The following is a 23,667-nucleotide window of genomic DNA, read 5'->3' as shown; positions in this document are numbered from 1 at the left end:
GTCGAGCTTGAGCAGGGTGGCGTCCAGCGCGGGCGGCGCCGAGAACACGCCTTTGAAGGTGTTCCCGCCGAAGAAGAAACTGAGGATGGTGACAGCCATGATGCCGATCAGGATGGCGCCCTTGACCTTCAGCCGGTCCAGCGTGACGATCAGCAGGAAGCCGACGATGGCCAGCAGCGCCGGCGCCTTGTGCAGGTCGCCCACCGCCACCATGGTGTTGGGGTTGGCGGTGACGATGCCGGCGCCCTTCAGGGCGATCAGGCCGAGGAACAGGCCGAGGCCGACGGTGATGGCAATGCGCAGCGAGCGCGGGATGCCGTTGACGATCGCTTCGCGCAGGCCCAGCACGCTGACCAGGATGAACAGGCAGCCGGAAATGAACACGGCGCCCAGCGCCACCGGCCACGCGATGCCCATGCCCAGCACCACGGCGTAGGCGAAGTAGGCGTTGAGGCCCATGCCGGGCGCCATGCCGATCGGGTAGTTGGCGTACAGCGCCATGATGGCCGTGCCCAGCGCGGCGGCCAGGCAGGTAGCGACGAAGACGGCGTCTTTCGGCATGCCGGCGTCGCCCAGGATGGTGGGGTTGACGAAGATGATGTAGGCCATGGTGAGGAAGGTGGTGAAACCCGCCACCACCTCGGTGCGTACATCACTGCCGGCTTCTTTGAGTTTGAATAGTTTTTCTGCAATGGACACGACGGCTCCCCGGTTTGTTTTACCGGGGAGCATACCATCACGGCAAGCTTAATGCGCGGGCAATGTCCTCCCACGCCACATACTTGAAGTTCTGGGCGCCGTCGGGCAGGCGCTTGTAGCCGTCCTGCACTACCAGCATGCCGCGCGCGAAGCGCCCGCCGAAGTTGGCGGCGCTGACATCGAGGCCGTCGGTTTCCGAGGCGCCGTCGATGCCGGCGGCGGCGTTGAAGCCGATGCGGAAGCTGCCGCGGATGCGGTGCGGCGGTGCGGCGTCGGCCACCAGGTAGCTGTTGCTGCCCTGGCTGGAGACGACCAGGTAGCTGGCGCGCTCGCCGTGGTACAGGGCCATGCCTTCGACGTCGGCGCGCAGGTGCGGCCCAAGCGGCAGCACCAGGCGCGGTTCGGCTTTGGCCCCGGCATCGGCGTCCAGGCTCCAGACGCCGCGCTTTTCCTCGCCGGCGAACAGGCGGCCGCTGCGGTCGTCGGCGACGCAGCCTTCGGGCTGGGTGCCGAGCTTGAAGCGGCGCACCAGGCTGGCGTGGAAGGCGCCGCCGCTGCGGCCGATGCGGTATTGCAGGAACCTGCCGTCCTTGTCGTTGACGAAGGCTTGCAGGCCGCCGGCGGCGGGCTGGTACAGGCAGATGCCGTAGATGCGCTCCAGCGGCGTCGGGAAGCGGGCCGTCTCGGCCACCGTGCCGGCGCTGTCGATGGTGTACAGCACCAGGGCATTGTCGTCGCGCTGGGTGGCCATGGCCAGGTCGAAGCGCTGGCCGTCCAGCAGCACGTCCTGGCGCAGGTCGACGTTGTTCAGGCGGCCCGATTCCAACATCTGCAGCTGGCGCCCTTCCAGGTCGTAGACGTGCAGGCCTTGTTTCTTGTTGGTGCCCAGCACGCGCCCCTGGCCGGGGCGCTGGCGGTCGGCCCAGATGGCCGGGTCGTCGGCGGCATCGCCCATGCGCGGCATGGTTTCGGTCTGCACCAATGGCTGCACCACGGCGCTGGGCGGCAGGTCGCGCCGCAGCGCGATGGTTTGCAGGGCCTTGCCCTGGTGGTCCAGCAGCGTCACGCCCTGGGCGGCGGGCGCCAGGCCGTCCGGGGCGGCGGCCAGCTTGCCGTGCGGCCGGCGCAGGGCCAGCGCGCGCCGCGCCGGCGGCGCTTCGGCGTCGGCGTTGTAGGCCCAGGCGCCGAAGCCTTCTTCGTTGACGACCAGGGTGGCGCTGGCGTCGTGCACCAGGCAGGCCTTGCTGTGCGGCGGCAGTGCCAGTTTGCGCACCAGGCGCGGCGCCGCGGCCGGCGCCCCGGCACCTGGCAGCAGCCATTGCTCCGCCTGGCCATCCTTGCCGACCAGGAAGGCGTGCAGCAGGCCTTGCGCGTCGCGGTGCAGGCAGGCGGCGTCGGGCGCGACGGCGGCGCCGTCGATCACGGCGCGCGCGGCCAGTGCGCCGCCGGCGCTGTCCACGTTGACCGCGATGGCGCGTTCGGTGTTGGCATCGACCACCAGGGCGGTGCCGTCGCGGTAATCGAGGTGGCGTGCGCGCAGCGCCAGGCGGGCGCGTTCGGCGCCGTCCGCGCCGCGCAGTTGCAGGCCGCGCTTGTCGATCGCCAGGCTGGCGCCTTGCGGCAGTGCGATGGTGTCGCGCGCGGCGGCGGGCAGGCCGATGGCCAGCAGCAGGGGAATCAGGGTCAGGCGCATCATCAGAAGAAACTCGCTTTCAGGCCCAGTTTGTAGGTGCGGCCGTATTGTTCATATTGGGCATTGTGCTGCTTGACGCCCTGGTAGACGTAGTATTTTTCGTTGTTGACGTTGGCGACGTCGACGTTCAGCTGCACGGCTTTGGTGATGTGCCAGGCCAGCGAGAAGTCGACCTGTTTCTGGCTGTCGACAATGCGGTCCTGGCTCGCATTCAGGATATCGGCGCCCAGTTCCAGCAGGTAGGGCGACTTGTAGTTGAGCGCAACGCGGGTGCTGACCGGGCCTGCCTCATAGCCGAGCATCAGGTTCAGCACGCGGTCGGACTGGCCCGGCATGGCGATGCGGCGCGCCACCATGGCGCCGGCCTTGCTGTCGTAGCGGGCGACGTTGGCGCGCGAGTCGGCCAGCGCGCCATTCACGCCCACCAGCAGGCCGTTGAACGGCGCGGGCAGCATGCGCAGCGGCTGCTGCCACGACAGTTCGATGCCTTTCACCTTGGCCATGTCGCCGTTGGCGTAGGTGGTGGCGCTGGTGTAGCCGGCCCATTGGCCGCTGCCGGCCAGGTTGGTGGTGTAGGTGAAATTCTTGATGTCCTTGTAGAACAGGTAGGCCGAAACGGCGCCGTCGCCGCCGAGCATGCGTTCCACGCCCAGGTCCAGGTTGTGCGATGTGAGCGGGGCCAGGTCGGGGTTGCCGATGGTGGCTTCGGTGGCGCTGGCCAGCGCCACGCCCGGCGCCAGCTGGCTGAAATTGGCGCGCACCACGGCATTGGTCCAGGCCGCGCGCAGGCTGGTGTCGCGGTCCAGGTCGTAGCGCAGTTGCAGCGACGGCAGCCAGTCGGTGTAGGAGCGGCGGTGTTCGAGCGGGGTGATGCTGCCGCCGCTGGTGCGCACGCCGCGCGCGGCGAAGCTGGTGTGCTCGGCGCGCGCGCCGGCCAGCAGGCGCCAGTCGCCGTGGATGAAACTGTTCTGGAAGTAGGCGGCGTCGATGTCTTCGTCCAGCGTGAAGTCGTTGATGGCCGATTCGGTGGCCAGGCGCGCGGCATTGCGGTCCAGCCCCGCGACGCGGGCGCGGAGGGTGGCCGGATCGAGCGCGGTGCCGATGCGGCCGAACGGGTAGTCGAGCTGGTGCCCTTGCACGAAGGACGCCATCGACAGCGTGCCGCCGACCGCCTTGGCGCTGTAGCTCCACTGGTTGGTGTCGTTGCTCTTTTCGCGGCGGCTGCCCTTGGCGCCGAATTTCAGCTGCGAGCGCAGCTCGCCCAGCGCGAACTCGTGCGCCAGGTCGAGGCGCAGGTGGTGTTCGGTGTCCTCCGAATAGCGCTGCTGCAGGGTGATGGCGTTCAGGCTGTAGCTGGCCGGGTCATAGGCGCTGGCGGGCGCCTGCAGGGTGGGGCGCTGGCCATTGGTGAAGCTGATGCCGGAGAAGTTGGCGTTGCCGCGGAAGCGGCCGTCGTTCAACGCTTCCGGCGTGTCCTCGTCGGCCTTGCTGCGGCCGGCCTGCACATCGAGCTGCCAGTCGCCCAGCTTCTGCTGTGTGCCGAGCACGGCGGACTGGATCTCCTGCGTGTACTTGCGCTGGCGCAGGCGGCGCTCCAGGCGCGCGCTGGATGGCGTGCCTTCGGTCAGCGCGCCGCCACTGACATTGCTGACCGTGAGGCGGTCGCGCACCTCGTCGTCGCTGAAGCGGCTCAGGAAGCTGCGCAGGAACCAGCTGTTGCCGGCCTGCGGGCGGTAGTCGAGGTTAAGCGCGGCGGCGCGCCGTTCGCGCTGCGGCAGGTAGTCGCGCAGCTCGACGCCGGCCAGGCGCTCGCCGTCCCAGGCGCCGCCCGTTTCCACGTTGTCGGAGCCGAACTTGCGCTGTTCGCCGCTCAGGCCGACGGCCACGCCGAACTTGCCGTCGCCAAAGCGGCTGGCCCACAGCAGGCCGGCGCTCGGGCTGGTCTGGCCGGTGTTCTGGTCGCGCGAGGCGGCGCCCTGCAGCGAGAACAGGGAACCGGGCAGGTCGAAGGCCGACAGCGCCTTGACTTCCACCGTGCCCCCGAGGGAACTGGCGTCCTGCTCCGGCAGCAGGGTCTTGCTGACTTCGAGCGAGCGCACCAGGCCCGCCGGCAGCACGTCCAGCGCCACGGCGCGCCGGCCCGCTTCCGGCGACGGCACCAGGGCGCCGTTGATGGTGACGCTGTTCAGGTCCGGGCCGAGGCCGCGCACCGTGATGTAGCGGCCTTCGCCCTGGTCGCGCTGCACCGACACGCCCGGCATGCGCGCCAGCGCTTCGGCGGCGTTCTTGTCGGGCAGATTGCCGATATCGTCGCTGCTCAGCACATTAATAATATTGTCGGCCTTGTCCTGCGCGGCGATCGACTTGGCGATCACGGCGCGCTGGCCGGTGATGACGACGCTGGTGGCGGCCAGTCCGGCATCGGCAGTGTCGGCGGCATTGGCGGCGTGCAGGGCGCCGGTGTTGGCCAGCGCGAGTGTGGCGGCGGCCAGGGTGGTCAATTGCGTTTTCATTGTTGTCGTACAGGGAGTGGAGGAAGTGCAGCGGATTATGTGAACCGTGCATGACAAGCTGGTTACGCCAGCGTGAGCCGAAATGACCCGGCCCCTGTCACCGGCCTGTCACACGGCGCGTCTAAGCTGCGCGGTTATGCTGAAACTCCACCGACACTCCCTCGCCGCCGCCACTGTGGCCGTGCTGGCATTCCTGCTGCTCTACGCCAGCGTGGGCGAAGCCAAACCTTATGCGGCCTGGCGCTGGATGGACATCGTGGCCGAAGGCGGCATGGCGCTGGTGGCGGGCCTGTGGTTCGTCATGACCTTGAGCAGCCGCCCGGGCGGCCTGGTGACGCGCCTGCTGGCCGGCGGGCTGGCGGCCATCATGCTGGGCTCCTGGGCCGACTGCCTGGACGAATTCTTCCGGATCGAAAAGGCGGCGGCCTGGGATAACTGGCTGGAAGCGCTGCTGCCGTTCGGCATGCTGGTGCTGACCGCCGGCATCTACTACTGGCGCCACGAGCAGTTCATGGTGAACGACCACCTGGCCAAGCGCGAGCGCCTGTTCCGCCAGCACCGTGCGTTCGACCGTGTCACGCAGCTGGCGGACGCGGCCTACCTGCGCCACCAGATCCGGCTGGAGCAGGAGCGCGACCCGGCCGGCCAGTGCGCGCTGGTCATGCTCGATATCGACGGCTTCCACCGCATCAACCGCGCACATGGCCAGCGCGAAGGCGACCGCGTGCTGCAGGCGGTGGGCCATATGCTGCTGCTTAACCTGCGCAACGAGGACCTGCTGTGCCGCTATGCGGGCGACCGTTTCGCCTTGCTCTTGCCGGGCCTGGACGACCAGGCGGCGTGCCTGCTGGCGCAGCACCTGTGCGCGATGGTGGCAAACATGCGCCACCACGGCCCGCACGGCCTGCTGCCGGTGAGCCTGCGTTACGCCTGCACGCCGGCGCAGGGCGAGGCCGACGGCCTGCTGGCGCGCGTCTCCGCCGCGCTGGATTCGGCCGCCATGCCGCCGGCGCAGGTACGCCCGCCGGCACCGGCGGGCCTGGACTGATGCGCTACGCGCTGCCCGACGACGCGACGATCGCGGCCGCCGGTCCCTGGCATTGCCTGGCGTACGCCTTGCAGGCCGAGGTGGCGCCCGCTGTGCTGGCGCGCGGCAGCGGTTTGCCGGGCGATGGTTCGGCGCCGGCTGCGGGCTGGCGGATCAGCGCTTCGCAGTACCTGCAGTTGCTGCAGAACGTGCTGCGCCAGCTCGATAGTCGGGACACCAGCTTCATGTTGGGCCAGCAGCTGCTGCCCGGCACCGACGCCGCGCTGGCCGAGGCGCTGCGCCATGCGGGGTCGCTGCTGCAGGCGCTGGAGATCCTGTGCGCCCATGCCAGCCGCCTGCTGCCGCTGCTGCGTCCGCGCCTGCATCTCGCGGAGGATCAACTGGTGCTGTACTGGACCGACAGCCAGGGTGCGCCCGGCCTGCGGCCGGCGCTGGTGGAGATGCATATGACCGCCGTGGTGGCGCTGGCGCGCTGGCTGGGCGGCAGGCGTTTGCCCTGGGAGTTCTGTTTCAACCGCGCGCGCCCGCGCCATGTGGAGCAGCACGAGGTCCACCTTGGCCCGCAATTGCGCTTCGATTGTCAGCTCGACGCCATGCTGCTGCCCGCCGAACTGGCGCGGCAGCCATGGCCAGGTGCCGATGGCGCCGCGGCCGCTGCGGCGCTGGCGGCGGCCGATGCCACTGGGGATGCGGCACCGAGCCTGCTCGACGCCTTGTATGGCTACCTGCTGGCGCAGGTGCGCAGCAACCCGAGCCTGGAGAGCGCCAGCGCGGCATTCGGCGTCAGCCCGGCGACGCTGAAGCGCCACCTGGCACGCTACGGCACCACCTTCCTCGCTGAACTGGACCAGGTGCGCACCCATGTGGCGCTCTACCTGTTCCGCACGCGCCAGGCCGACAATGACACGGTCGCCAGTTACCTCGGTTTCCACGATGCGGCCAACTTCCGGCGCTCCTTCAAGCGCTGGACCGGGCTGACGCCGGCCTCGCTGCGCGCGGCGCTGGCGACTTAGCCCAGCGCGAACAGCTGCGAATACACGCGCGCCGCCATCAGGCCAAGCGGCTGGTGGTGCACGGCCGGACCCATATGCCGCGCCAGCATGGTCATGGCCTGGGCCTTGCTGGCGCAGGCGGCGATCTGCGCCTCCAGCAGCCCCAGGTCGCTGGTGATGGTTTCCCAGGCGTGTTCATCGTGCGGGAAGTTGTGGCGCAGGATGCCGCGCGCAGGGGCGCGGGCGCCGGCGGCGGCGCTGCTGTCGCCGCCCGCTGGCGCCGCAAAGACCGCCGGCGTCACGTTGCTGCTGGCCGCTTCTTCCTGCGCCGCGCCATCGCCCGGCGTGGCCGGCACGGTCTGCAAGCCCAGCCGCCCCAGTGCATGGCCCAGTTCCAACCGCTGCAGGAAGGCCGGGCGGTCGCTGACATTGCCCAGCATGGCGCGCAGCGCGGTCAGGACCAGCCCGTCGGGCACAGGCGGCGGCAGTACGATGCCCAGCTCGGCCAGTTCGTGCAGGACCGAGGGCTGGGCCGCCGGCTGGTCCGGCACGGCCAGCTGGTAGCCGAGCAGCTCGGGCAGGTAGCGCTCGCCGGCGCAGGCCAGCGCCATGCGGATCGCCGCCTGCACATAGCTGCTGTCCTCGAGCTCCTGCCAATTGCTGCAGGACTGCGCCGCCAGCGCCTGCTGCACCTGCGCCACATGGTTGGCGGCCGGCACGCCTTTGCCCAGGTAATCAAGGTAGAGCTTCACCAGCGGCATGTACGCCGGCTGTCGCCAATGGTCGAGCACACTGTGCAGCCAGGCGCCGTCCGCCAGCAGCGCCGGCGCCTGCATGCACAGGAAGCGGCGCGCCTGCGCCAGCGTGGCGAAATGGCGGCGCCCCGCGCCTTCGCTGCGGCCCGCCTGGTAGAGCCGGAACTCCTCGGCGCGGCTGCGCGCGCACAGCTCATGCCATTCCTCCAGCCCGGCCAGGCCGCCGCTCCAGGCCGGGTGCAAAGCCGCGGCTTCGGCCAGGCGGCGCTGCAGGTAGGCCATCGCTTCGGCGCGGTCGGGCGCCTCGCGCAACAACATATAGAGTTGCCGCGAAGGACCGCCAGCGCTGGGCTGGCTGTTGCGGCTGAGTGGGAGTGTAGTCAGCATGGCAACTAGTATCTAAGCGCAGTTGTGGGTTTCCTAGCAGAGGGCAACGCGTCCCTCTGTAAGAACAGTCTTACAAGCTCGTGTAAAATCGGCCACCTCAGGAACTATACAGGAACGCGGCCCATGCTTGACGGGATGTCGATGGATCAGTTGCGTACTTTCATCGCCGCCGCCGAGGAGGGCAGTTTTTCCGCCGCCGGCCGCAAGCTGCGGCGCGCGCAATCGGTGGTCAGCCAGACCCTGGCCAATCTCGAGCTGCAAGTCGGGTTTCCCCTGTTCGACCGCAGCGGGCGCTACCCGCAGCTGACCGAGCAGGGCCGCGCCTTGCTCGACAGTGCACGCGCCGCCGCCCACAGCATGGACAGCTTCAAGGCGCGCGCCCGCACCCTGGCCGAAGGGCTGGAAGCAGAGTTGTCGGTGGCGGTGGACGTCATGTACCCGATCGCGCGCCTGACCGAAGCGGTGCGCGCCTTCCACCAGGAATTTCCCAGCACGCCGCTGCGCCTCGACGTCGAGGCGCTGGGCGCCGTCGTGCAGCCGCTGCTGGAGCGCAAGTGCCGACTCGCCGTGATCGGCTCCTATCCGGAAGTGCCGCCCGAGTGCGATACCGCCTTCCTGTTTGAAGTGCCGGTGGTGGCGGTGGCCGCCGCCAGCCACCCGCTGGCCGCGCTGCCGGCGCCGATCGCACGCAGCGCAGTGGCACAGCATGTGCAGCTGATCCTGACCGACCGCTCCACGCTGACCGCAGGGCGCCAGTTTGGCGTGCTTAACCCGCAAGGCTGGCGCCTGGCCGACCTGGGCGCCAAGCACGCCTTCCTGCGCGCCGGCCTTGGCTGGGGCGGCATGCCGCGCCATATGGTGGAGGACGACCTGGCGCGCGGGACGCTGGTGGCGCTGACGCTGGAAGCCAGCCCGGTGCTGGGCCAGGCGTTCGCCATGTACGCCAGCTGGCGCAAGGACGCGCCGCCCGGTCCTGCGGGGCGCCGCTTTATCGAGCTGCTGCGCCAGTCATAACGAGCCGCCGGCGGCCTGCCTTCCCGGTCAACGCTGCGTCACCGCCGCTTCCGGCAAGCCTTGCCCGCTGTCGATGGTGAAGCCGTTGCGGCCGCGGCGTTTGGTGTCGTACAGGGCCATGTCGGCGCGGCCGATCAGGCCGCCGGCCGTTTCGGTGCCGCCGGCGTAGAGGGCGATGCCGATGCTGGTGGTGACGCGCAGCGGGGCGCCGAGGACGTTGAAGTCGGGCGCCACGGCGACCATTATTTTTTCCGCCAGCAACTGCACCTCGCCCGCCTGGCGGATGTTTTCGAAGATGATCACGAATTCGTCGCCGGCCAGGCGCGCCACGGTGTCGGTGGTGCGCACGTTGTTGCCAAGGCGTAGCGCAAACTCTTTCAGCACTTCGTCGCCGGCGGCGTGGCCCAGGCTGTCGTTGATGTGCTTGAAGCTGTCGATGTCGAGGTAGGCCAGGGCCAGCTGGCAATCCTGGCGCCGCACGCGTTCGATGGCCTGGTCCAGCACGTCTTCGAACAGGCGGCGGTTGGCGATGCCGGTCAGCGGGTCGCGCCGTGCCTGGCGCAGCAGTTCGGCTTCAACTTCGCGGCTGCGCGTGACGTCGCTGGTCAGCGCGTAGACGAAGGGCACGCTGCCATCCTTGCGCACGTCGGGCACGAAGGTGGTTTCCAGGATCCGCGTTTCGCCGTGCAGGCGGGCGCTGGATTCGTACCCGGTGACGGTGCCGGCAAAGGCGCGTTCGAGCGCCGGGCGTGCTTCGGCGTAGGCGGCCTCGCCCATCACGCTTGGCATCGGGCGGCCGGGCAGGGTCTCGGGGTCGATATCGAGCCAGCGGCGGTAGGTGGCGTTGCCAAATTGCAGTACATGTTCGCGGTCGATGGCGCTGATCATCACCGGCAGGTGGTCGGTGATCAGGCGCAGGCGCTTTTCGCTGGCCGCCTGCGCCAGCTCGGCGGTCTTGCGTTCGGTGATGTCGGTGCACATCAGGTAAAAGCCTTGCACGCTGCCGTCGGGCGCCACGTCGGGCACCAGTTCGGCCATCAGGTGCAGGTAGCGTTCCAGCTCCTCGCCGGCGCGCTCGATGTGGATGCGGCGGCCGGCCAGCGCCAGGTCGATGCAGTCTTGCCAGCGCTGCAGGATCTGCGGTCCAAACACTTCGTCGATGCGCTTGCCGATCATGGCGCGCGGGTCCTGGCCCAGCAGGAACTGGTAGTGTTCGTTGGTGAAGCGGTAGCGCAGGTCGCGGTCGATGTAGGCGACCAGGGCGGGGATGTTGTCGGCAATGACGCGCGCCCGTTTTTCGCTCTCGGCCAGGCGCTCCTGGGCGGCCTGGCGCTCGGCGGTGAGTTCGTAGAGGGCTTCGCTCAGTTCGGCGATCTCGTCGCGGCCGTCGCTGCGCAGCACGCGGATGTCGCCGCCGCGGCTGCGAATGGCCTGCAGGTTGTGGCGCAGTTTCTGCAGTGGCGCCAGCAGCAGCTTGACCATCCACCAGCTGAGCAGGCCGGCCACGGCGGCAAAGGCGGTGGCGGCAACCACGGCCTGGCGGCGCATGGTGGCCATCGGGGCAAAGGCTTCGTCGGTCGGGTAGCGCACGGCGACGATCCAGTTGGTGGCGTTCAGGCGCTTGTAGGAATAGATGCCGTCCACGCCATCTTTGTTGGTCGCCTCCATCCAGCCTTCGAAGCCGGCCAGCGCGCGTTCGGTGCCCAGGTTCAGGCCAGGACGGGCGTTGATGTGCTCCAGCAGGCGAGCCTTGTTGGGGTGGTTCACCAGGATGCCGTCGGTGGTCATGATGAACATGAAGCCGGTTTTGCCGGGTTTCATCGTGTTGAAATGGTGGAAGAAGTCCGAGGTCAGCAAATCGATGCTGCCCACCAGCACCGCCTGCACGTCGCCGCCGCTATCGATGATGGGGTGGGTCAGCACCACCACCGGCAGGCTGGTGACCCGGCCGCGCACCGGCGGCGAAATGATGCCGCGCTTTTGCGCCATGGTCTGCTCGAAATAGCTGCGGTCGGACAGCCTGGGATTGGGCTGGATTGGCGGCCGCAGGCTGGCCAGGTACTGGCCCTGGGCGTCGAACGCGGCCACATTGGCGAACTCGGTGCCGGCCGCGGCGTGGCGTTCAATGGCGGCGCGCAAGGTGGCGGCGGTGTACCCGCCGGGCGGCACGGCGTCGGCAATCGCGGCCAGCAGCAGGCGTTTGGAGGCCAGCTGCTCGTCGATGTGGGCGGCGGCCAGCGAGAGCAGGCTGAACTGTTGCTGCCCGATCACGCTCTTCATATCGCGTTCGGCCATCGACAAGGCCAGCCAGGTCAGCAGCGTGGTGGCGGCCAGCACAAACGCGATCACCACGCAGGTCATGCGCGCGCGCAGGCTCTGGGGCAGCAATCGGGTGACGGTCATGGCCTAGTATTGCACACCTGCCTGCCAGTGTGTTCTAAAATCCCAAGCGGCGGACTCTCTGGAAATAATGTGAAAAATACAATGGCAATTGGCCAGGTGCACTGATCCATGGCGCACTTCCACCTGGCTTGGGAATTAGGCGGCGCCCCGGCGCATGCGGGACGCCTGCGGATCGTGGCGCAGGCCTTGCTGGCGCGCGGCCATGCGGTCAGCCTGTCGGTGCGCGACCTGGCGCTGGCGCGCCGGCTGCTGGGCGACCTGGAGGTGCCGCTGCTGCAGGCGCCGGTCTGGCTCACGGCCGGGGCGCAGGGCGCGGCCAGCCTGGCGGAGATCATGCTGGGCGCCGGCTACCAGGAGGCGCAGGGGCTGGATGGCTTGCTGCGCGGCTGGCGCGCGGCGCTGGCCTTATTGAAGCCGGATGTGCTGGTGGCGGAATTCGCGCCGACGGCGCTGCTGGCGGCGCGCAGCCTGGATATCCCGTCGGCGGCAATGGGCGCGGCCTTCACCCTGCCGCCGGCCGGCCAGCCGCTGCCGAACTTCCGGCCGTGGGAGGCGGTCGACCTGGCGCGCCTGGCGGCAGCCGAACTGCATGTGCTGAAGGTGATGAATGCGCTGTTGGTGCACCATGGCGGCGTGCCCTATGTGCAGGCGGCCGACGCCTTGCTGGGGCAGCAGCAGTTGCTGTGCGCCTGGCCGGAGCTGGACCATTACGCGCGCCCGGCCGCCACCGCAACCTGGCTGGGGCCGGCCTTTGTCACGCCGCCGGGCGCGCCACCGCAATGGCCGCCGGGCCAGGGGCATAAGGTCTTCGTCTACCTGCGCCAGGAGCATCCGGCGTATGTGGCGGTGCTGCACGCGCTGGTGCTGGAGGGCTGCCGCGTGCTGTGCTACCAGCCGGAAGTGGCGGCCGGCGCGGTGCCGCCGGTGCATGCCACCAGCCTGGCGTGGGCGCGCGGCCCGGTCGACCTGGCGGCGGCCCTGTCCGAGGCGCGCCTGTGCGTGAACCAGGGCGGGGAGGGCACGGTGGCGCATGCCATGCTGGCCGCGGTGCCGATGCTGCTGCTGCCGACCCAGCTGGAGCGCTACCTGCTGGCGCAGCGCCTGGAAGCGGCCGGCGTGGCGATCAATGGCGGCCGTTTCCCGGGGACGGTGGATTGGCGCAGCGTGGTGCGCAGCCTGCTGATGGATGGCCGTACCCTGCTGGCGGCGCGCCAGGTGGCGGAGCGCTACGCCGGCTTTTCCCAGGCGCAATTGGCCGGGCGCGTGGTGGAGCGCCTGGAGGCGCTGGCGGCGCGCCGCTAGTGCGGCGCCTGGCGCTGCTCGCAATACTGGCGCCAGGCCAGTTCCTCCAGGGCGGCAACGGCGTCGCGCACGGCGTCGAAGCGCGGGTCGGCAAAGCTGCGCAGGAAGCGCTCGTGGAATTCCGCGCGTTCCTGCTCGGACGGCGCGTGGGGTGCTCGTAACTGCTCCATCATGTTCTCCAATCTGGCCCCAGTTTGACGCCAGGCAGGAAGCATGTCGGTGCGGCAGCTAACCTTCAACGCCCAGTTCGCTGAACGCCGGAAAATTCCCTACTTCTGAATGAAACATTGCGATTTCCGCCACAAGTGCGTACACTCGTCTTAATCTACGGCAACCATTTAAGTTCAGAACAGTGTATTCACAGGCGCAAATTGATCCGGTCGTCAGTTTCCTGAACACGCAGGGTGAGGCGGCACGCGGCACCATTGTGAATCTCCAGCGTAAATCGCTGGTGATGGAAGTCTATAACCCGTACTCGATCGTGCAGGTCAGCGAAGTGTTGAACGAGCTGACTGTGCGCATGGGCACGGCCAGCGCGTATATCGGCAAGGCGGTGGTGATCAGCATGGTCAACACCGGTTTGACGGCGGTGGTCTCGGTGACCCTGATCGACGAATGGCGCGAGCTGAGCGAGGTCGTGCTGCTGCCGGGCGCGGTCGGACGCGAGGCGAGCAAGTTTGTGCTCGATTGGGACGACCGCTTCCGCATCCGGCGCGATTACCAGATCGCGGTCAATGAAACGCGCGCCTACCTGTCGGAGGTGGCGCGCTGGGTCGAGCAGGTCGACCTGTCCGATTCGCTGCCCAAGGAAGGCGGCCGCCTGCGCGCCGACGTGTTCACCGAACTGGCCGAGCCGCTGATCATGCGCGTGCGGCGCTATTTCGATGAGCTGAACCGCGAGGCGGGGATGGTGGAGCAGGACGCGGCCGCGGCGCACCGCGCGTTTGCCCAGGGTGCCTTGCATCCGCTGATCCTGCGCGCGCCGTTCGTGTTCCGTACCTTCAGCAAGCCGCTCGGCTATGCCGGCGACTATGAGATGGTGAACCAGATCCTGGGCGACCCGCGCCAGGGGCCGAGCACCTATTTCCAGATTGTGAACGCGGCCTTCCTGCAGACTGCGGTGGCGGTGGCGCACCGCAACCGGATCGACGTGCTGGTGGACTTCCTGAAGCGCCATGCCGACCAGGCGCGCCGGATCGGCCGTCCGTTCCGCGTGCTGAACGTGGGCTGCGGCCCGGCGCAGGAAATCCAGCGCTTCCTGCGCGAGTACGATGAGCCGCACTGGCTGTCGTTCGAGCTGGTCGATTTCAGCGAGGAGACGCTGGACTGGACGCGCAACCGGCTGGGCGAACTGGGCGCCGGCCTGGCGCGCCAGCCCGAGATCCGTTTTGTGCAGGATTCCGTGCACAACCTGCTGAAGCGCCGCACCGACGGCCCGCAGGTGGGCGGCAATTTCGACGTGGTGTACTGTGCCGGCCTGTTCGACTACCTGTCGGACAAGGTGTGCAGCCGCCTGCTCAGCTATTTTGCCTCGTGCATGCGTAGCGGCGGCCGCCTGCTGGTGACCAACGTGCACACCAGCAATCCGGAGCGGCCTGGCATGGAGCACCTGCTGGAGTGGTACCTGATTTACCGCGACGAGGCGAAGATGGAGCAGCTGCTGCCGCCGCAGTCGCGCGACAGGGTGACCTATGTCGATCCGACCGGCGTCAACGTGTTCGCCGAAGCGTCGCTGCCATGACCGGCCCGGCACCTGTTGTGAGCCCGCACTTGTATTCCGCCTACGAATCCGACCTGCGCGCCTACCGCCTGCGCTTTTCGCGCGGCGGGGCGTGGACCGGCATCGCGCTGGTGATGCTGGGCGTGGGCCTGGACTACAGCCTGTATCCGGCCCACCTGGGCGAGTTCACGCTGGCGCGCCTGCTGGTGTCGGCCGGCATCCTGGCGATCATCGGCCTGATGCGCCAGCCCTGGGGCCAGCGCCATGTCGAGGCCCTGAGCTTCACCTGGCTGATGCTGCCGCAGGCCATGATCGCGTGGATGATCGCGGTGACCGAGGGCGCGCAATCGATCTATTACGCGGGGCTGAACCTGGCGGTGTTCGCCTCGGCCATTGCCTTTGCGTTCCGCATGTGGCAGAACCTGGCGCTGGGCTTGCTGACCTACCTGCTGTATGCGGCGGCGTGCCACTACCATGCGGGCGCCGGCGAGATGGACGGCGCGTTCGCCGTCAATTCGCTGCTGCTGGCGTTCAGCGCCACGGCCAGCGCGGTGTGCACCTATTACAACGAGCAGGCGCGCTTCAACCTGTTTCAGCTGAAGGCCGAGCTGGCCGACAAGAACAGCCAGCTGGAGGCCAACAACCGCAGCCTGGCCGAGATCAAGGGCCAGATGCTGCAGCAGGAGAAAATGGCGGCGCTGGGCACGCTGGCGGCGGGCCTGCTGCACGAGGTGAACAATCCGGTCAATTTCTGCATGATGGCGATCGATGTCGCGATGGAGGAGCCGGCGGCCAAGGGCAGCGAGGTGCTGAAGGAGTGCCTGGTCGATGCCAAGCAGGGCATGCAGCGCGTGCAGTACATCGTTTCCGACCTGAAGACTTTCGCCTACCGCAAGTCCGGCAGCGAGCATGAGAGCGCGCAGTTCCTGTTCGAGCGCGCGCTGGAATCGTCGGTGCGCCTGGTGGGCCATGAGATCAAGGGCATCAAGGTGCAGCGCCACCTGCAGCCGGATACGCTGGTGCGCGGCGACGAGGCGGCCATCATCGGGGTGCTGATCAACCTGTTCAGCAACGCCGCCCTGGCCATGCGCAAGGGCGCCACCGCGGCGCCCACCATCGACGTCTACGCCGAGTCGCGCGGCGAGCGCCTGAAGATCACGGTGCGCGACAACGGCCCCGGCATCGCGCCGGAGAATATCGGCCGCGTGTTCGAGCCGTTCTTCACCACGCGCGAAGTGGGGCAGGGCCTGGGCCTGGGCCTGAGCATCTGCTACAGCGTGATCCAGCGCCACGGCGGCCTGCTGGCGGTGGAGAGCGTGCCGGGCCAATGGACCCAGTTCACCTTCGACCTGCCGCGCGTGAGCGGAGGCGAGAAATGAGCGGGCGGGTGCCGACCGTCCTGTATGTGGACGACGAGGAAATGGCGCGCAAGTACTTCGCGCGCGCGGTGGAGAACGAGTTTGCCGTGCTGACCGCGCCGGGCGTGGACGAGGCGCTGGAAATCCTGGCCCAGCCGGACAGCGATATCGACGTGCTGGTGACCGATTACCGCATGCCGGGCCGGGTCGGCGGCGAGCTGCTGCGCCAGGTCGAGCGCGACTACCCGCACCTGGTGCGCATCCTGGTCACCGCCTACGCCGACAAGGACGTGCTGCTGGAAACCATCAACGGCGGCGACATCTTCCGCATCCTGGAAAAGCCGCTTGACACCGGCGTGGTGCGCGATGCCCTGCGCCTGGCCAGCGAGAACGCGCGCGAGCGCGCCATGCGGCGCCAGAGCCTGCTGGCGATCGAGGAAACGGTTGCCTTCCTGGCGCATGAGCTGAACACGCCGCTGGCCACCATCGCCAATTTCGCGCGCAATATCCAGCGCCGCATGCAGGGCCAGGCGGAAGACAACGGCCTGCCGCTGCGCGCCGATATCGGCAATGCGGCGGCGCATATGAACGACAATGCGCGCTACTGCCTGTCGGTGCTGGCCTCCTTCGTGGAGTCGGTCAAGCGCGCCAGCGCGGTGCCGGCGCCGCGCCCGGGCGGCAATATGGCGCAGCAGATGGTGGGCGCGCTGCTCGACGTCTACCCGCTGGCGCCGGGACAGCGCGACATCATCGAGGTGGTGGCGCAGGGCGACTTCGCGGTGCGCGCCTCGCCCAACTGCGTGGCGCTGGTGCTGTCCTCGCTGCTCAGCAACGCGCTGCGCGCGCTGCAGGGCCATCCGGCGCCGCGCATCAGGATCACCGTGGGCGTGGCAGACCGCCCTTACATCATCGTGGAAGACAACGGGCCGGGCATCGCGCCGGCGCTGCTGAACCGCCTGCTGCTGGACCCCGTGTCGATGCACGGCAGTGAAGGCGGCAGCGGCTGGGGCCTGATCTTCTGCAACCGCGTGATGCAGTCGTTCGGCGGCCACCTGCGGGTGCAGTCCGAGCAAGGCTGCTCCACCACCGTCACCATGAATTTCCCGGATTTAGAGAAGGAACGAGCATGATCGAGAAAGAAACGGCACGAGCCGCCCCGGCAATCCTCTACGTCGACGACGAAGCGACCGCCCTCAAATACTTCCAGCGCGCCCTCGGTTCGCTGGCGCCGGTCTACGTGGCCGAGTCGGTGGAGGAGGGCAAGCGCATGCTCGACGAACACGCCGACGAGATCGCGGTGCTGGTGTCGGACCAGCGCATGCCGGGCGCCTACGGCAACGAGCTGCTGTTCTACGCGTGGGACCGCTACCCGCACATCGTGCGCATCCTGACCACCGCGTATTCGGAGCTGGAGCACACGGTGGACGCGGTGAACCAGGGCCAGATCCACCGCTATATCCAGAAGCCGTGGGACATTGCCGCCCTGCGCATGGAGCTGAAGCAGGCGCTGGCCCTGGCCAAGCTGCAGAAGGAACACTCGCAGCTGCTGCGTGAAAAGCTGCTGGTGCGCCAGAAGCAGGCCGTGGCCAGCCGCATCGGCACGCTGTACACGCTGTCGGCCAGCCTGTCGGGCGGCGCGTCGTTCGTGCCGGTGGAAAGCTACCTGGCCGGCGCCCTGAGCGCCGGCATGACGCCGCCGGAACCGGACTGGCTGATGCTGGACCACTCCGACCTGATCAGTTCGGAAGCCTTCCGCAGCGCCGCTTTCGGCTGCGCCGTGCGCGAGCACCTGGATGACCTGGAGCAGCGTTATGCCGACGCGGCGCCGGCGCACGCCTTTGCCATGCTGGCGGAGACCTTTGGCGCCACCTTCCGCGCCACCGGCACGGACAGCGCGCAGTTCCTGCAGGCGTCGCAGCTGACCGAATTCCTGGAGACGCCGACCAGTGCGCCAGTGTCGTCGCAGCACGCGTTCTGGCTGGCATGCCTGCTGTGGATGGGCAAGCGCGGCGCGGCCATGCAGATGAGCAGCGGCGCCAGCGGCGTCGAGTGCCGCATGGTGCAGGCCGACAATGCGCTGACGCCGTCCCAGCTGGCGGCCTGGGTCGAGCAGTTCTGACCTGGCGCGCGCCGTGCGCGCGGCCGCTCCGCTACCATGTGGCATCACCCTGGACCAGGAGGACGCCATGCCAAGCGGAGCCAGCCCCAAACGCGAGCGCGAATTCAAGGAACTGCAGCAGGAGTTCAAGGAAGAGCACCGTTACCCGGGCCGCGAAGAAGAAGTCGCGGCCCGCATCGTTAACAAGCAGCGCCGTGAACACGGCGAGACCAAGGCGCAGAAGGCTCGCGCCGGTCGTAAGGTGCATTAAGCAAGTTAAAAACCAGTCACAGAAAAAGAGCTTTCGAGCAATATTTGCCGGGTGAGTCGGTTATACTGGTGCATCGGATAACCGGAGCCGCCATGCCAGAGCAAGTCGAGGTCACGCCTACATCGTTGCGGCAGCGCATCGGCCTCGGCTCACTGCTCTCGCTGCTGCTGGCAGCCAGTTCCCTGCTGCTGACCGCGCTGCTGGTGGTGGTGCTGGGCGTGGTCGTGACCGATGAGCTGAAGCGCACCATTGGCCAGGGCCTGGCGCAGCGCGCGCGCCACGCGGCCGGCCAGCTGGACGCCACCATGTTCGAGCGCTACCGCGAAGTGCAGCTGCTGGCGCGGCGCGCCGAGTTCACCGCGACCCAGCACGGACCGGCGCAGCGGCGCCAGATCCTGGAAGAGCTGCAGCGCACCTATCCTCTGTATGCCTGGATCGGCCTGACCGACAATGCCGGCAAGGTGCTGGTCAGCACCGGCGGCCTGCTGGAAGGCGTCGACGTTTCGGCGCGCGACTGGTGGCACGATGCGCCGAAAGGCGTGTATGTGCACGATGTGCATGCCGCCAAGCTGCTGGCCCGGCTGCTGCCGGCCAGCGGTTCGGCGCCGATGCGTTTTGTCGACCTGGCATTCCCCTACTACGACGCAGCCGGCCAGCAGGCCGGCGTCCTCGGCGCGCACCTGAGCTGGAACTGGGCGCGCCAGGTGCAGGGCCTGTTCGACCATGGCGCCGCAGGGCCGGCGGCCGACACCCTGATCGTGTCGCGCTCCGGCCAGGTGCTGTACGGACCGGAAGCCTTGCTGGACCAGCCGGCCGCCGCCGGCAGCCTGGCGCAGGCGGCCGTGCAGCCGTCCGGCTTCGTGGAAGAACGCTGGGCCGATGGCCGCCATTACCTGGTCGGCTATGCGCGCACGCGCGGCTACGACAGCTATCCCGGCCTGGGCTGGGTCATCATCACGCGGCAGGAGGCCGCCGCCGCCTTCGCCCCGGTGCGGCGCCTGCAGCTGACGGTGGCGCTGGCCGGGCTGGCGGTGGCCGTGCTGTTCTCGCTGCTGGGCTGGCGCGCGGCGCGCACGGTGACGCGGCCTTTGCTGCACACAGCGCAGGCGGCGCGCGAGGTGGAGCAGGGGCGGGCGACGGTGCTGCCGGCGGTGGAGGGCAGCTTCAGCGAACTGGAAACGGTGCGCGGCGCCTTCAACGCCATCCTGCAGCGCTTGCAGGGCCAGGAGCAGCAGCTGGTGCAGGCCAACGCGGAGCTGGAGCGGCACGTGGCGGACCGCACGGCCGATCTGGAACGCACGCTGGCCATCGTGCGCTCGAGCGAGTTGCGCATGCTGACCATCCTGCAGGCGACGCAGGACGCCTTCATCGCTTTCACCAGCGACGGCGTGGTGACCGACTGGAACGCGCGCGCGGCGCAGGTGTTCGGCTGGCAGCGTGAGGAAGTGCTGGGCAAGCATATCGACCTGCTGCTGCAGGCCGGCGGCAACCTGTGGTGGCTGCTGGGCAGCCGCGAGAATGCCGCCACCGGCGAGCGCATCGTGCTGACCGGCTGGCGGCGCGACGGCGCGCGCTTCGATGCCGAGATGACGCTGGGCCAGCTGGAGGTGGACGGGGTGCAGTCGTTTGCCGCCTTCGTCACCGATATTTCGCAGCGGCGGCGCATGGAGCAGGAACTGGAGGCCGAGCGCCGGCTGCTGTCGACCGTGCTGGAAACCATCGAAGTGGCGGTCATGGCCTGCGGTCCGCATGGCGAGGCGACCCTGTCCAACCGCGCGGCGCGCGCCCTGCCGCCCGGCGCCATGCAGCCGGGCGAGGATTCGCTGTTGCGGCGCGCTCTGCGCGGCGAGCGGGTGCAGGGCGAGGAATTGCTGATCGTGGCGGCCGATGGCAGCGAACGCCATTTGCTGTGCAACGGCAGCGCCCTGGCCGGCGCCGACGGCAGCCGCCTGGGGGCGGTGCTGGCCATGGCCGATGTGACGGCGCTGGAGCAGGCCAAGCTGGCACTGGCGGAGAAGGAACGTTTCCTGCGCGCGGTGGCCGACAACAATCCGGCCGCCATCGGCTACGTCGATAGCAAAGAGGTCTACCGCTTCGCCAATCGCAGCTACCAGACCCTGATGGGCATCGACCCGGCCGCCATGATCGGGCGCAGCATCGAGCAGGTGCTGGGCGAGACGGTGTACGGCCCGGTGCGGGCGCACGTGCAGGCGGCCCTGCGCGGCGAACGCGTGCACTTCGAGGTCGATACCGAGCGCGCCGGCTGGCCGCGCCATTTCATGACCGACTACATCCCCGACATCGGCGCGCAGGGCGAGGTGCGCGGCTTCCATATCATGGCGCTGGACATCACGGCGCGCAAGCGCGCCGAGCTGCAGCAGGAGGAGGCCAGCCGCGCCAAGAGCGCCTTCCTGGCCAACATGAGCCATGAAATCCGCACGCCGATGAACGCGGTGCTGGGCATCGGCCAGCTGCTGGACCGCACGCCGCTCAACGCCGAGCAGCAGGAGTATGTGCGGCTGATCCGCGCTTCCGGCAGCGCTTTGCTGGCCCTGGTGAACGACATCCTCGACTTGTCCAAGATCGAGGCCGGCAAGCTGGCGGTGGTGGCGGCGCCGTTCCAGCTGGACGAGCTGGCGGAGGCGATTGCCGCCGCCATGCAGTCGGCCAGCGTCGGCAAGCGGCTCGACCTGCTGCTGACGCTGGAGCCCGGCCTGCCGCAAGGCCTGGTGGGCGACTTGCAGCGCTTGCGCCAGGTGGCGCTCAACCTGGTGGGCAACGCCATCAAATTCACCGCCGAGGGCGAGGTGTGCGTGCATATCGGCGCCAGCGCGCCGGGCAGTTCCATGGAAATCCTGCAGCTGACGGTGCGCGACAGCGGCATCGGCATGAACAGCGAGCAGCTGGGGCGCCTGTTCAACCCGTTCGAGCAGGCCGACAGCTCGACCGCGCGCCGCTTCGGCGGCACCGGCCTGGGGCTGTCGATCACGCAACAGTTGGTCGAGCTGATGGGCGGCACCATCACCGTCAGCAGCGAGCCGGGACGCGGCAGTGAGTTCGTGGTGTCGGTGCCGCTGCAACTGGCGCTGCGCCAGCGCGGCGGCGACAGTGCGGCGCCGCTGACGGGGATGCGCGTGCTGCTGGTGGACGACCATGTGCCGACCCTGCGCTACCTGGAAGGCCTGCTGCGGCGCTGGGGCTGCGAAGTCGACGCCCACGCCGCCGCGCCGGCGATGGCGGGCGAATCCTGGGATGTGGCGCTGGTCGATTCGGCCTTGCTCGACACCGAGGGGGCGGCGCCGTTCGAGCAGATGGCGCTGGTGGCGCTGAACCGCAGCCTGGACCGGCTGCCGCGCGCCGGCGAGGATGCGGCGCTGGCCAAGCCGGTGCTGCCGGCGGCCTTGCATCTGCTGCTGCAGGGCCTGCGCCAGCAGCGCCAGGCGCCCGATGCGGCGCCGGTGGAAGTGCCGCAGCTGGCGGCATTGCGCGGCGCGCGCATCCTGCTGGTGGAGGACAATCCCACCAACCAGGTGGTGGCGCGCGGTGTGCTGGAACCGGCGGGCGCGGTGGTGACGCTGGCGGAGAACGGGCAGCAGGCCGTGGACCTGGTGCGCGCGCAGCCGGCAGCCTTCGACCTGGTGCTGATGGATGTGCAGATGCCGGTGATGGATGGCTTCGAGGCGACGCGCGCGCTGCGCGGCAAGCTCGGACTGCGCATCCCGATCCTGGCCATGAGCGCCGGCGTGCTCGATACGGAGCAGGCCAGGTGCCTGGAATGCGGCATGGATGGCTTTATTGCCAAGCCGGTCGACTATGCGCAGATGCTGGGAACCATCGCGCACCACCTGCTGGCGCCAGCGGCGGCGCCGGAGACCCCCGCCACGGCACCCGAGGCGCAAACGACCGGCGCGGCCGACGACCGGCCCGGCGTGTTCAGCGTCCGCAAGCTGCTGGCGGTGATCGGCAACAGCCCGCAGCGGCAGAACATCGTGTCGCTGGTGGGGCGCGTGGTGCGCCAGTCGCAGGCCGAATTCGACCTGGCGCGCGCGCGTTGGGAGGAAGGCGACAGCGCTGCCGCCGCCGCCGCCCTGCATGCGCTGCGCGGCGGGGTGGGCAGCCTGGGCGCGCGCGATTTCGCCGAAGCGTCGCTGGCGGTCGAGCAGGCGCTGCGCGAACACGACGCCGCCGGCGCCGCCAGCCAGTTCGAGCGCGCCGGGCAGGCGCTGGCCGCCACCCTGGCGGCAGCCGCGCACTGGCTGCAGCTGGAGCAGCCCGCCGCGCCGGCGTTGCAGCCGGATTTGCCGGCGGCGATCGGCAGCCTGGTCGACATGCTGCAGCGGCAGGACCTGGATGCGCTGAACCAGTTCCGCCAGATCCGCGAGCAGCTGGCCAGCCAGCATGGCGCCGCCGCAGCGGCCCAGCTGGAAAGCGCCATCGAAGCGCTGGACTTCGGCGCTGCACTGGAAGTCCTGAGTGAGGAAGCATGGAAAGCACGATCCTGATCATCGACGATAACCCGGACACGATCCGCCTGCTGAGCGCCATGCTGCGCGACCAGGCACGCATGCTGTTTGCCACCAATGGCCTGGCCGGCCTGGAAATCGCCCGCGCCCAGCGTCCGCAACTGATCCTACTCGATGTGGAAATGAAGAGCATGGACGGGTTTGAAGTCTGCGCGCGCATCATGGCCGACCCCGACCTGCGCCATTGTCCGGTGATTTTCGTCACCGCCAGCGTCGGCATCGACAGCGAGATCGCCTGCCTGGACGCCGGCGCGGTGGACTTCATCACCAAGCCGCTGAACGGCGCGGTGGTGCAGGCGCGCGTGCGTACCCACCTGCGGCTGCAGGCCGCGCTGGCCAGCCTCGATACGCTGGCCAACAAGGATGGCCTGACCGGGCTGGCCAACCGGCGCGCTTTCGACGAACAGTTTGCGGTGGAAGTGGCGCGCCACCGGCGCCAGCAATCGGCGCTGGGCGTGGCGCTGGTCGATGTCGACCACTTCAAGCTGTATAACGACCATTACGGCCACCAGCTGGGCGACGAGTGCCTGCGCCGCGTGGCCCAGGCGCTGGCGCAATGCACGCGCCGTCCAGGCGAACTGGTGGCGCGCTACGGCGGCGAAGAGTTCGTGGTGCTGCTGCCCAACACCACGGCCGATGAAATGCAGCGCTATGGCCAATGGATCTGCAGCCAAGTCGCCAGCCTGCAGCTGCCGCACGCGGCGTCGCCGGTGGCGAGCCAGGTCACCATCAGCGTGGGCCTGGTATCGGCGGTGCCGGGGCCGCAGGCCGCGCCCGGCCAGCTACTGGAATTGGCCGACCGGGCGCTGTACGAGGCGAAGCGCAATGGACGCAACCGTAGCGCTATGGCCGCCGAGCCGTGCTAACATGACCGCACCCATGTTTTCGACC

The 23,667-nt window shown here is 68.9% G+C and carries 17 protein-coding genes; 11 read left to right on the top strand and 6 right to left on the bottom strand.

Features of this window, described 5'->3' with window-relative positions; all coding sequences use genetic code 11:
- The 3 genes from ACE3TQ_RS04860 to ACE3TQ_RS04850 all read right to left on the bottom strand — a co-directional run.
- On the bottom strand, nucleotides 1–699 hold a 699-nt coding region (locus ACE3TQ_RS04860; RefSeq protein WP_374580826.1), incomplete at its 3' end, for an NCS2 family permease.
- Between the two features lie 37 nt (nucleotides 700–736).
- A complete protein-coding gene (locus tag ACE3TQ_RS04855; RefSeq protein ID WP_374580825.1) occupies nucleotides 737–2,395 on the bottom strand; it encodes a phytase in 1,659 nt (552 codons plus the stop codon).
- Entirely contained in the window at nucleotides 2,395–4,905 is a 2,511-nt protein-coding gene (locus ACE3TQ_RS04850) for a TonB-dependent receptor (RefSeq protein WP_374580824.1), read from the bottom strand. Before ACE3TQ_RS04850 ends, ACE3TQ_RS04855 begins: the two co-directional genes overlap by 1 nt.
- Nucleotides 4,906–5,041: 136 nt before the next feature.
- Between ACE3TQ_RS04850 and ACE3TQ_RS04845 the strand changes: the two genes are divergently transcribed.
- Together ACE3TQ_RS04845 and ACE3TQ_RS04840 are read left to right on the top strand one after the other, a co-directional pair.
- On the top strand, nucleotides 5,042–5,953 hold the full coding sequence (locus ACE3TQ_RS04845; protein ID WP_374580823.1) for a GGDEF domain-containing protein: 912 nt from the start codon (nucleotides 5,042–5,044) through the stop codon (nucleotides 5,951–5,953).
- A complete protein-coding gene (locus tag ACE3TQ_RS04840; protein ID WP_374580822.1) occupies nucleotides 5,953–6,966 on the top strand; it encodes an AraC family transcriptional regulator ligand-binding domain-containing protein in 1,014 nt (337 codons plus the stop codon). The genes ACE3TQ_RS04845 and ACE3TQ_RS04840 overlap by 1 nt, the downstream gene beginning before the upstream one ends.
- Here the strand turns inward: ACE3TQ_RS04840 and ACE3TQ_RS04835 are convergent.
- On the bottom strand, nucleotides 6,963–8,087 hold the full coding sequence (locus tag ACE3TQ_RS04835; protein WP_374580821.1) for a hypothetical protein: 1,125 nt from the start codon (nucleotides 8,085–8,087) through the stop codon (nucleotides 6,963–6,965). The genes ACE3TQ_RS04840 and ACE3TQ_RS04835 overlap by 4 nt on opposite strands.
- Before the next feature lie 123 nt (nucleotides 8,088–8,210).
- Between ACE3TQ_RS04835 and ACE3TQ_RS04830 the strand changes: the two genes are divergently transcribed.
- Complete coding sequence (locus ACE3TQ_RS04830; protein ID WP_374580820.1) at nucleotides 8,211–9,101, top strand: LysR family transcriptional regulator; 891 nt, start codon at nucleotides 8,211–8,213, stop codon at nucleotides 9,099–9,101.
- A gap of 27 nt (nucleotides 9,102–9,128) precedes the next feature.
- Here the strand turns inward: ACE3TQ_RS04830 and ACE3TQ_RS04825 are convergent, their stop codons facing one another.
- Entirely contained in the window at nucleotides 9,129–11,504 is a 2,376-nt protein-coding gene (locus ACE3TQ_RS04825) for a diguanylate cyclase domain-containing protein (RefSeq protein WP_374580818.1), read from the bottom strand.
- 108 nt (nucleotides 11,505–11,612) lie between these two features.
- On the opposite strand from ACE3TQ_RS04825, the gene ACE3TQ_RS04820 reads away from it, so the two are divergent.
- The gene (locus ACE3TQ_RS04820; RefSeq protein ID WP_374580817.1) at nucleotides 11,613–12,806 is read left to right on the top strand and encodes a glycosyltransferase; all 1,194 of its coding nucleotides are present in this window, start codon (nucleotides 11,613–11,615) and stop codon (nucleotides 12,804–12,806) included.
- Here ACE3TQ_RS04820 and ACE3TQ_RS04815 read toward each other — a convergent pair.
- A complete protein-coding gene (locus ACE3TQ_RS04815) occupies nucleotides 12,803–12,979 on the bottom strand; it encodes a hypothetical protein (protein WP_374580816.1) in 177 nt (58 codons plus the stop codon). The two genes, ACE3TQ_RS04820 and ACE3TQ_RS04815, sit on opposite strands and share 4 nt — an antisense overlap.
- A gap of 179 nt (nucleotides 12,980–13,158) precedes the next feature.
- Here ACE3TQ_RS04815 and ACE3TQ_RS04810 point away from each other — a divergent pair, with 179 nt between their 5' ends.
- From ACE3TQ_RS04810 to ACE3TQ_RS04780, 7 genes are all read left to right on the top strand, one after another.
- Nucleotides 13,159–14,547 carry a class I SAM-dependent methyltransferase gene (locus ACE3TQ_RS04810; RefSeq protein WP_374580815.1) on the top strand — a complete coding sequence of 463 codons (1,389 nt, stop codon included), beginning with the start codon at nucleotides 13,159–13,161 and terminating at the stop codon, nucleotides 14,545–14,547.
- Nucleotides 14,544–15,905 (top strand): sensor histidine kinase, encoded by a 1,362-nt coding sequence (locus tag ACE3TQ_RS04805; protein ID WP_374580814.1) that lies wholly within the window; start codon nucleotides 14,544–14,546, stop codon nucleotides 15,903–15,905. The genes ACE3TQ_RS04810 and ACE3TQ_RS04805 overlap by 4 nt, the downstream gene beginning before the upstream one ends.
- On the top strand, nucleotides 15,902–17,014 hold the full coding sequence (locus tag ACE3TQ_RS04800; RefSeq protein ID WP_374580813.1) for an ATP-binding protein: 1,113 nt from the start codon (nucleotides 15,902–15,904) through the stop codon (nucleotides 17,012–17,014). Before ACE3TQ_RS04805 ends, ACE3TQ_RS04800 begins: the two co-directional genes overlap by 4 nt.
- Entirely contained in the window at nucleotides 17,011–18,003 is a 993-nt protein-coding gene (locus ACE3TQ_RS04795; protein ID WP_374580812.1) for a response regulator, read from the top strand. Before ACE3TQ_RS04800 ends, ACE3TQ_RS04795 begins: the two co-directional genes overlap by 4 nt.
- A 67-nt stretch (nucleotides 18,004–18,070) precedes the next feature.
- The gene (locus tag ACE3TQ_RS04790; RefSeq protein WP_374580811.1) at nucleotides 18,071–18,253 is read left to right on the top strand and encodes a hypothetical protein; all 183 of its coding nucleotides are present in this window, start codon (nucleotides 18,071–18,073) and stop codon (nucleotides 18,251–18,253) included.
- A gap of 92 nt (nucleotides 18,254–18,345) precedes the next feature.
- Nucleotides 18,346–22,755, top strand: a complete 4,410-nt coding sequence (locus ACE3TQ_RS04785) for a PAS domain S-box protein (RefSeq protein ID WP_374580810.1) — start codon at nucleotides 18,346–18,348, stop codon at nucleotides 22,753–22,755.
- Entirely contained in the window at nucleotides 22,737–23,642 is a 906-nt protein-coding gene (locus tag ACE3TQ_RS04780) for a diguanylate cyclase domain-containing protein (protein WP_374580809.1), read from the top strand. The genes ACE3TQ_RS04785 and ACE3TQ_RS04780 overlap by 19 nt, the downstream gene beginning before the upstream one ends.
- The last annotated feature ends 25 nt before the right edge of the window (nucleotides 23,643–23,667 follow it).

Source organism: Pseudoduganella sp. (genome assembly GCF_041914865.1).
GTDB lineage: Bacteria > Pseudomonadota > Gammaproteobacteria > Burkholderiales > Burkholderiaceae_D > Rugamonas.
Note: the sequence above shows the minus strand (reverse complement) of the source record. Positions and strands in the feature narration are given on the sequence as shown.